The 7,366-nt window shown below is 65.0% G+C and carries 8 protein-coding genes; 1 reads left to right on the top strand and 7 read right to left on the bottom strand.

Going from position 1 to position 7,366, the window contains the following annotated elements; translation table 11 throughout:
* Nucleotides 1-74 precede the first annotated feature (74 nt).
* From ccsB to hemL, 6 genes are read right to left on the bottom strand one after another with little or no spacing between them, the layout of a single operon-like run.
* The gene (ccsB, locus tag RHODMAR_RS09265) at nucleotides 75-1,040 is read right to left on the bottom strand and encodes a c-type cytochrome biogenesis protein CcsB (RefSeq protein WP_008713717.1); all 966 of its coding nucleotides are present in this window, start codon (nucleotides 1,038-1,040) and stop codon (nucleotides 75-77) included.
* Nucleotides 1,041-1,043: 3 nt separating this feature from the next.
* Nucleotides 1,044-2,663, bottom strand: coding sequence for a cytochrome c biogenesis protein ResB (gene resB, locus RHODMAR_RS09260; RefSeq protein ID WP_008713715.1), 1,620 nt, complete (start codon nucleotides 2,661-2,663; stop codon nucleotides 1,044-1,046).
* Nucleotides 2,660-3,478, bottom strand: a complete 819-nt coding sequence (locus RHODMAR_RS09255; protein WP_008713713.1) for a cytochrome c biogenesis CcdA family protein — start codon at nucleotides 3,476-3,478, stop codon at nucleotides 2,660-2,662. The genes resB and RHODMAR_RS09255 overlap by 4 nt, the downstream gene beginning before the upstream one ends.
* Nucleotides 3,475-4,065 carry a TlpA disulfide reductase family protein gene (locus RHODMAR_RS09250; protein WP_008713712.1) on the bottom strand — a complete coding sequence of 197 codons (591 nt, stop codon included), beginning with the start codon at nucleotides 4,063-4,065 and terminating at the stop codon, nucleotides 3,475-3,477. The genes RHODMAR_RS09255 and RHODMAR_RS09250 overlap by 4 nt, the downstream gene beginning before the upstream one ends.
* On the bottom strand, nucleotides 4,058-4,720 hold the full coding sequence (locus tag RHODMAR_RS09245) for a histidine phosphatase family protein (RefSeq protein WP_008713709.1): 663 nt from the start codon (nucleotides 4,718-4,720) through the stop codon (nucleotides 4,058-4,060). The genes RHODMAR_RS09250 and RHODMAR_RS09245 overlap by 8 nt, the downstream gene beginning before the upstream one ends.
* A 51-nt stretch (nucleotides 4,721-4,771) precedes the next feature.
* Nucleotides 4,772-6,091: a glutamate-1-semialdehyde 2,1-aminomutase gene (hemL, locus tag RHODMAR_RS09240; RefSeq protein WP_008713707.1), complete on the bottom strand. Its 1,320-nt coding sequence runs from the start codon at nucleotides 6,089-6,091 to the stop codon at nucleotides 4,772-4,774.
* A gap of 116 nt (nucleotides 6,092-6,207) precedes the next feature.
* Between hemL and RHODMAR_RS09235 the strand changes: the two genes are divergently transcribed.
* Complete coding sequence (locus RHODMAR_RS09235) at nucleotides 6,208-6,726, top strand: pyridoxamine 5'-phosphate oxidase family protein (protein ID WP_008713705.1); 519 nt, start codon at nucleotides 6,208-6,210, stop codon at nucleotides 6,724-6,726.
* On the opposite strand, the gene RHODMAR_RS26930 is transcribed toward RHODMAR_RS09235, so the two are convergent.
* A complete protein-coding gene (locus RHODMAR_RS26930) occupies nucleotides 6,723-7,364 on the bottom strand; it encodes a Pericardin like protein (RefSeq protein WP_008713704.1) in 642 nt (213 codons plus the stop codon). The genes RHODMAR_RS09235 and RHODMAR_RS26930 overlap by 4 nt on opposite strands.
* Nucleotides 7,365-7,366: the final 2 nt, after the last annotated feature.

Genomic DNA, 7,366 nt, shown 5'->3' with positions numbered 1-7,366 from the left:
TCTGAGATACGTGCGTGGAGTCTGCGGAACAACCCTGGGATGCGAGTGTGAAGTCCTGGGGCCTGTCGTCTGTCCTAGTTCAGGCCCGCGTAGCTGTGCAGTCCCGAGACGACCATGTTGATGATGAAGAGGTTGAACAGCATGGCGGTGAATCCGGCAGCGTTGATCCAGGCGGCGCGGGTGTTGCGCCATCCGGAGGTGGCGCGGGCGTGTAGGTATGCGGCGTAGATGATCCAGGTGATGAACGACATCGTCTCTTTGGGGTCCCAGCCCCAGAAGCGTCCCCACGCGGCTTCTGCCCAGATTGCGCCGAGGATGACTCCGGCTCCGAAGAGCGGAAAGGCGACGATCGTCGTCTTGTAGGCGAGTCGGTCGAGGGCTTGGGCGTCGGGCAGCTTGGCGGCGAACTTGCCCCAGAACCCACTGCTTTCCTCGCCGATGGGCTGCTTGATCCGCAGCAGGAACAGCAGGCTCGCCACTCCGGAGACCATGAGAATGCCGCTGCCGACGCTGACGATGGTGACGTGGATGGGCAGCCAGTAGGAGCGCAGCGCGGGGACGACAGGTGCGGCGTCGGCGTAGAGCTTGGTGGCGGCAAAGAACATCAGCACGATGATCGGGGCGAGGACGAACACCAGCATCGGACGCATCGACGTCTTACGCAGTGCGACGACGGAGGTCAGCGCTGCGGCTGCGGTTGCCATGGTGACGAACTCGTACATGTTGCCGAGCGGGAATCGGTGGGTGGCGAACCCGCGGAGCACGACCGCGGTGATGTGCAGTGCGAGCGCGGGAGCGAGCAGCGCGAAACCCATCCCTGCGAGTCGATCGGAGAGCGGGCGCTTCGGAGCCTGCGCGACGAGCCCTGGGCGGGTCTCGACAACGGGGGCTCCGGCACCGACGAGCTCCTTCGCCTGAACGGCTGTGGCCTTGGCGGAGGCGTATTGGGCGATGAGCAGGACGAACGCGAGCACATAGATGGTGAACGCGGATTCGAACGACCAGTCGCTGTACTGGGAGAGAGTCTCGTTGATCGGCATCGGTCAGTTCTCCTGTTTCGAGGTATCGCCGAGCAGGCGTGTGCACAGGCGGTCGAACTCTTCGCCCCACCCCGCCTGATCGGTGCGTGCAAGTCCGCCGAGGTCTACTACAGTACGTCGTGCCTGTGTGTCGGCGGTGAGTCGGACCCAGATTCTGCGTCGCTTGATCACCAGTGAGACGAGCAGTCCGCCCATCATCGTCAGTGCGAAGACCAGCACCCAGGTCTGGGCCGGGTCGTGCGAGACCTGAAGGTTGACGAATTCCTTCGCTCCGTCGAACGTGACGACGGTTCCGTCGCTCAGTGTCGCGGATTCTCCGGGCATCAGGTTGACGCGATCCTGCTTGACGAGGCGTCCCTGGGCGACCATTTCCTGATCGAGCGAGAAGATGTTCTGCGGTAGTCCGGTGTCGAGTCCGGTGTCGCCCTGGTAGATGTCGACGGCGACGGCGGGGTCGTTCATAGCCGGGAAACTCGAGGACAGCAAGGTGCCGTGGAACGACGCCGTCGGCGCGAACAGTCCTTCGATGGCGATCTGGTTCTTCCGCCGGTCCGATGCGTCGGGGTAGAGGCCGCCGGGCGGGTCGACGCGCAGCACTCCACTCGACAGGAATGTCGTGGCGTCCGTCGGCTGCCATTGGATGGTTTCGGTACGGGTTTCACCGTTCGGGAACGTGACGGTGAACGTCGGTGCGTAGCCGTGGCCCTGGAGGTAGACGCGGTCTCCGGCGACGCGAAGCGGATGGTTGACCTGGAGCTGGTCGTCGCGCCAGACGTCGTTTTTCAGGTCGTCACCGGCCTGGTACGCGATGTTGGAGGTGAACATCTCGGCCTGGCCGGTGTCGAGGTAGTCGGCCTGGAAGTCCTTGACTCGCAAGCACAGTGGTTCGAGATCGGTGCCGTCGACGAGGTTGCCTGCGCGGAACGAGTCGTAGTTGGCGGGGGTCGAAGTGCAGAATCCTGGTCCGTCGTCGGCGATGACGATTCGGTTGCCCTCGTAACCGAGCAGTTTGCCCATGGCGATTGCGGCGAGCAGCCCGACGAGTGAGAGGTGGAATATCAGGTTGCCGAGTTCACGCACGTAACCCTTCTCCGCCGACAGCGTGACTGCTCCGCTGTCCTCGGATCGCTGGGCAACCCGCCAGCCGCGTAGCTGGGCACGCACCTGCGCCGCGATCTCCTCGGGCGTTCCGTCGACGTCGTAGCGAGTGTGATGCGGCAGGCGTGAAAGGTTGCGGGGTGCGCGGACAGGTTTGGTGCGCAACTGCTTGCCGTGCTCGATGCAGCGCGGCAGGATGCAGCCGATCAGCGAGATGAACAGCAGTGCGTAGATCGCGGTGAACCAGAAGCTGCCGAATACGTCGAACAGCTCGAGCTTGTCCATGATCGGGCCGAGGGTCGGACGGTCGGCGATGTATTGGTCGACTTTGCCTGCGTTGAGGCTGCGCTGCGGCACCAGTGCACCGGGCACCGCGGCGAACGCCAGCAGGAACAGCAGTACCAGTGCCGTCCGCATGCTGGTCAGGCCGCGCCAGGTATTGCGGACCAGGGCCACTCCCCTGCCCAGCACCGACTGCTTGCGCGGCGGCGACGCTTCGGTGCGCTCTTCGGTGTCGACGGTCATATCGGCAACACCACATCGGAGACGAAGGCGTCGCGCACCCATCCGACGAACTGATCCCAAGCACCGGTGACCAGTGCAATTCCTACCGCTATCAACATGATTCCGCCGAACACCTGTATCTGTCGTGCGTGGGTACGCAGCCAACCGACGCCTCGCAGCGCGCTGACCGAACCGAACGCGAGGATCACGAACGGCAAGCCGAGGCCGAGGCAGTAGGCCACGATGAGGGTGACACCGCGCGCTGCCGTGGCACCGTCGGTGCCTGCGGCTAGGGAGATGACGCCGGCGAGTGTCGGCCCGAGGCACGGGGTCCACCCGAGTGCGAACACTCCGCCGAGCAGTGGTGCTCCAGCGAGTGAGCCGATCTGCTTGGGCTCGAACCGGACGTCGCGCTGCAGGGCGGGGATCAGTCCGACGAACACCAGCCCCATGGCGATGGTGACGACCCCGCCGATGCGCATGAGCAGCTCTCGGTTGATCGCCAGTACGGAGATCGCCCCGAACACCGACGCCGTGGCAAGAACGAACACCACGGTGAATCCGAGTACGAACAGTCCCGCGGCTCCCGCCACCCGCAACCTGCCGCTGCGTATCTTCGTCTTGACGGCGGCCTCATCAGCACTGACGGCCGGGGCGTCGGCTCCGACGACTCCGGCGAGATAGGACAGATAACCCGGTACCAGGGGCACGACGCACGGCGACGCGAACGAGACGAGCCCGGCCAGGACGCAGGCTCCGAGGGCCAGGAACAGTGGCCCGGAGGCCGCCGCTTCCTGGAAACTCGCGCCTATCCCGGCAAGGTGGATCTCGTTCACTGCTGCACTGGCTCCTCGGCTGCCACGCGTTCGACGACGGGCTGCAAATCCTCGGCAAGCAACTCACGCAAGAACACCGCGGCAACGCGGTGCTGCCGGTCGAGCACGATGGTCGTCGGAATGACGGAGGTGGGGACACCGCCGAGCGCGGTCAGGGTGCGCATCGGCGGGTCGTAGATCGACGAGTAGCTCACGTTGTTGCTGATGACGAAATCCTGAGCGGCGGTCTTCGACTCGTCACGCACGTTGATGCCGAGAAATTCGACCCCGGAGGACTTGGTGGCCTCGTAGACCTTTTCGAGATCGTCGGCTTCGCCGCGGCACGGACCGCACCATTGGCCCCAGACGTTGAGGACGACGACGTCACCGTCGTAGTCCGACAGCGAGGTGGTCTTGTTCTCGGTCATCAGGTCGGGGCCGGACAGTTCTCCGAGCGCACCGCGTTCGGACGGCGGATCGTAGAAGATGTCTGTCTTTCCGCCCGGGGAGACGAACTGGAATGTCCCTCCCTGAGCCACCGCGTCGGTACCGGTCGCGCATCCCGCCACGAGAGCAGCGGCGCAGACGGCCAGGACGAATTTACGCACCGGTGATCCTCGGATCGGACGCTCCTGCAGGCTCGGAGTAGACGAGATCGACGAGCTGGTCGCCCTCGTAGACCAGCGAGGTCAGCGACGCGAGTCCGCATTGACGGTTGCGCGGGTCGTGCCAGAGCCGGTCGCCCTGAAGGAAGCGGCGCAGCGTCCAGACCGGGAGCTGGTGGCTGACGCAGACGGCTTCGTGCCCGACGGCCTCGACGCGGGCCGCGTTGACGGCCGCGAGCATACGGTGCGCGATCTGCAGGTACGGCTCTCCCCAGGACGGCGTGAACGGATCGCGCAGCTTCCACCAGTGCCGGGGTCGGCGCAGCGCTCCGTCCCCCACTGCCACGCGCAGACCTTCGAACTCGTTGCCGGCTTCGATGAGGTTCTCGTCTTCGGCGATCGTCAGTCCGTGAGCCGCTGCAATAGGCCCGGCGGTCTCCTGCGCACGCAGCAGTGGGGAGGCCACGACGTGGGTGATGTCGTGGCCGGCGAGTGCATCCGCAACAGACTTGGCTTGGGCCTGGCCGGTGACCGACAGTTTGAAGCCCGGCAGCCGCCCGTAGAGGATGCCCTTCGGGTTGTGCACCTCGCCGTGCCGGAGGACGTGCACGATGGTGCGCGTCGTCGAGTGCGGATGTGTTGCGGGGGCCTCGGTCACGTCGGGGTCCTGTTTCTCGGTAGTCGGTAGGTGATCAGTGCTGTGTAGACGTCACTGGGGAGCCGTGGCAGCGGCCGCGGCCTTCGCAGCGGCCGGGGCAGCGTCGGCGATGATCTCGAACGCACGGTCGTCGAGAGCGGCGGAGACGAACCAGGCCTCGAATGCGCTCGGCGGCGGGTAGACGCCACGCGAGAGAAATGCGTGGAAGAACGCCGGGTATCGCCACGTCTGCGCGGCTTTGGCCTGCGCGTAATCGGTGACGGGTCCATCTGCGAAGAACACACTCACCATAGTGCCCGCGAACTGCACCTGATGGGTGACGCCTTCGGCGGTGAGGGCGTCGCCGAGCAGTGTTCCGAGCTGCTGCGAGTTGGTCTGCAGCCTCTCGTAGACGGTCGCGTCGGCCAGTTGCAGGCTCGTCAAACCGGCGGCGACGGCAACGGGGTTACCGCTCAGGGTTCCCGCCTGGTACACCGGCCCGGCCGGCGCGAGGTAGGCCATCACGTCTGCACGACCGCCGAACGCCGCGGCGGGTAGTCCCCCGGACATGACCTTGCCGAAGGTGTAGAGGTCGCCTGCGACGCCGTCGATGCCGTACCAACCGGCGGCGCTGACGCGGAATCCGGTCATCACTTCGTCCATGATCAGCAGCGCGCCGTGCTCGGTCGCCAGTCGGCGCAGCCCCTCGTTGAAGCCGGTGACCGGCGCAATTGCGCCCATGTTCCCTGCCGCCGCTTCGGTGATGATGCAGGCGATCTCGCCGGGGTTCGCGTCGAATACCGCGGAGACGGCCGCGAGGTCGTTGTAGGGAACGACGATGGTGTCCGACGCCTGTGCGCCGGTGACTCCGGGTGAGGTCGGGAGCCCGAAGGTGGCCAGCCCCGATCCGGCGTCGGCGAGCAGGGCGTCGACGTGACCGTGGTAGCAGCCGGAGAATTTCAAGATCTTGGTGCGTCCGGTGAATCCACGGGCCAGGCGTACCGCGCTCATCGTGGCCTCTGTGCCCGAATTCACAAGGCGAACCTGGTCGACAGGGCCTACGCGGCGCACGATTTCCTCGGCGAGTTCGATTTCTCGCTCCGTCGGTGCGCCGAACGACAGCCCTGTCGCGGCGGCCTTCTGGACGGCCTCGACGATGGCCGGGTGGGCGTGTCCGTGGATCATCGGACCCCAGGATGAAATGAGGTCGACGTAGGACTTTCCGTCGGCGTCGGTCATCGTGTATCCGCTGGCCTGCGTGATGAAGCGAGGGGTGCCGCCGACCGATGCGAATGCCCGTACCGGCGAGTTGACGCCGCCGGGAATCACAGCACTTGCACGGGCGAACAGTTGGGCCGATACGGGGGCGTCGTCGCCGAGGGAGACAGTCACGACTTCCAGTGTCCCAGGTTCTGCGAAATCACCAACTACAGGGCGTAATAATTGTCGGAAACAAGGAATCGGAGACGTTGACGATTGAACGATTCCGGCAAGGGTAATTCGTTTCGATGACAAACACTGATACCAGTACCGATGGCGTCGCCAAAGTCGCCGAATTGATGTCCGAGGCCGGGCTCTGCATGTTCACCACCGTCGGCCGAGACGGTCACCTCATCTCTCGGCCGATGGCACTACAAGAGGCCGAGTTCGACGGCGACCTGTGGTTCTTCGCCGCTCAGGACTCCCGCAAAGTGGGAGACATCGCCGCCAATGCCACCGTGAACGTCTCGTTCCAGTCCGGTCAGGGGTGGGTGTCGCTGTCGGGCCACGCCGCCGTTGTCGAGAACAACGCCAAGGCCGAAGAGCTGTGGAACAGCCGGGCCGCCGCGTGGTTCGAGAAGAATCCCGATTCCCGTGAGGTGGCGTTGATCCACGTTGCCGCCGAGGGAGCGGAGTACTGGTCTACCCCGGGATCGAAGGTGTCCACCTTGCTGTCGTACGCCAAGGCGAAGATCACCGACGAGCGGCCGGATATGGGCGAGCATGACGTCGTCGAACTCGAGCTACCGCACAGATCGAAGGATTAGCTCTCGCGCCGATGTGCCGTCGGGGGCACATCCTTGGTGTCGGTCACGGCCGATTCTTCTTCCACGGTCCGGTCATGTGTCGCGTTCCGGTCATCGATCCGTTCCGTGCCGCCGGTCCGATCCGTGCCGCCGGTCCGATGCGTGTCGCCCACGACGTCCCGGTCGCCGGTCGCATTCCGGTCGGCAATCCCATCTTTGGCGCCGGTCCGATCCGTGTCGCCCACGACGTCCCGGTCGCCGGTCATATGCCGGTCACCGGTCGCACTACGATCACCGGTCATGTTTCGATCGCGCTTGACGTCCGGATCGATCTCGTTGGCGCGCTCGAACTGCGAGTCCACTTCGTCGCGTGATGCTGCGGCAACTCCCTGATGAGACTGGGCCTGCTGAGCAAGTTTTTCGGCCTCGGCCGCTTTGACATCGGCCTCAGCCTGGGCGCGACGTGCCTTTGCCTCGCTTTCGCGGGCAAGCAGTTCACGCTCCTCCACGATCGCCGACTGATCGGCGGCCTTCTCGCGGAGATCGTTCGCTTCCGACCTCTTTCGCTCCTTGCTCTTTCGCGACACCGCAAGGGCGATGGCGACGGCCACAACGACGAGGATTACTACGACGACGACGATCAACACGGTGGTACTCATGA

Origin of the sequence: Rhodococcus sp. AW25M09, assembly GCF_000333955.1 — a bacterium.
Lineage (GTDB): Bacteria > Actinomycetota > Actinomycetes > Mycobacteriales > Mycobacteriaceae > Rhodococcoides.
The sequence above is the reverse complement of the archived record's forward strand: the minus strand, read 5'-3'. Positions and strand labels throughout refer to the sequence as shown.

Bases quoted from the DNA above. Each gene is read 5' to 3' on its own strand.
- RHODMAR_RS09235 (WP_008713705.1), top strand. From the start codon at position 6,208: ATGACAAACACTGATACCAGTACCGATGGCGTCGCCAAAGTCGCCGAA.
- RHODMAR_RS26930 (WP_008713704.1), bottom strand. From the start codon at position 7,364: ATGAGTACCACCGTGTTGATCGTCGTCGTCGTAGTAATCCTCGTCGTT.
- ccsB (WP_008713717.1), bottom strand. From the start codon at position 1,040: ATGCCGATCAACGAGACTCTCTCCCAGTACAGCGACTGGTCGTTCGAA.
- resB (WP_008713715.1), bottom strand. From the start codon at position 2,663: ATGACCGTCGACACCGAAGAGCGCACCGAAGCGTCGCCGCCGCGCAAG.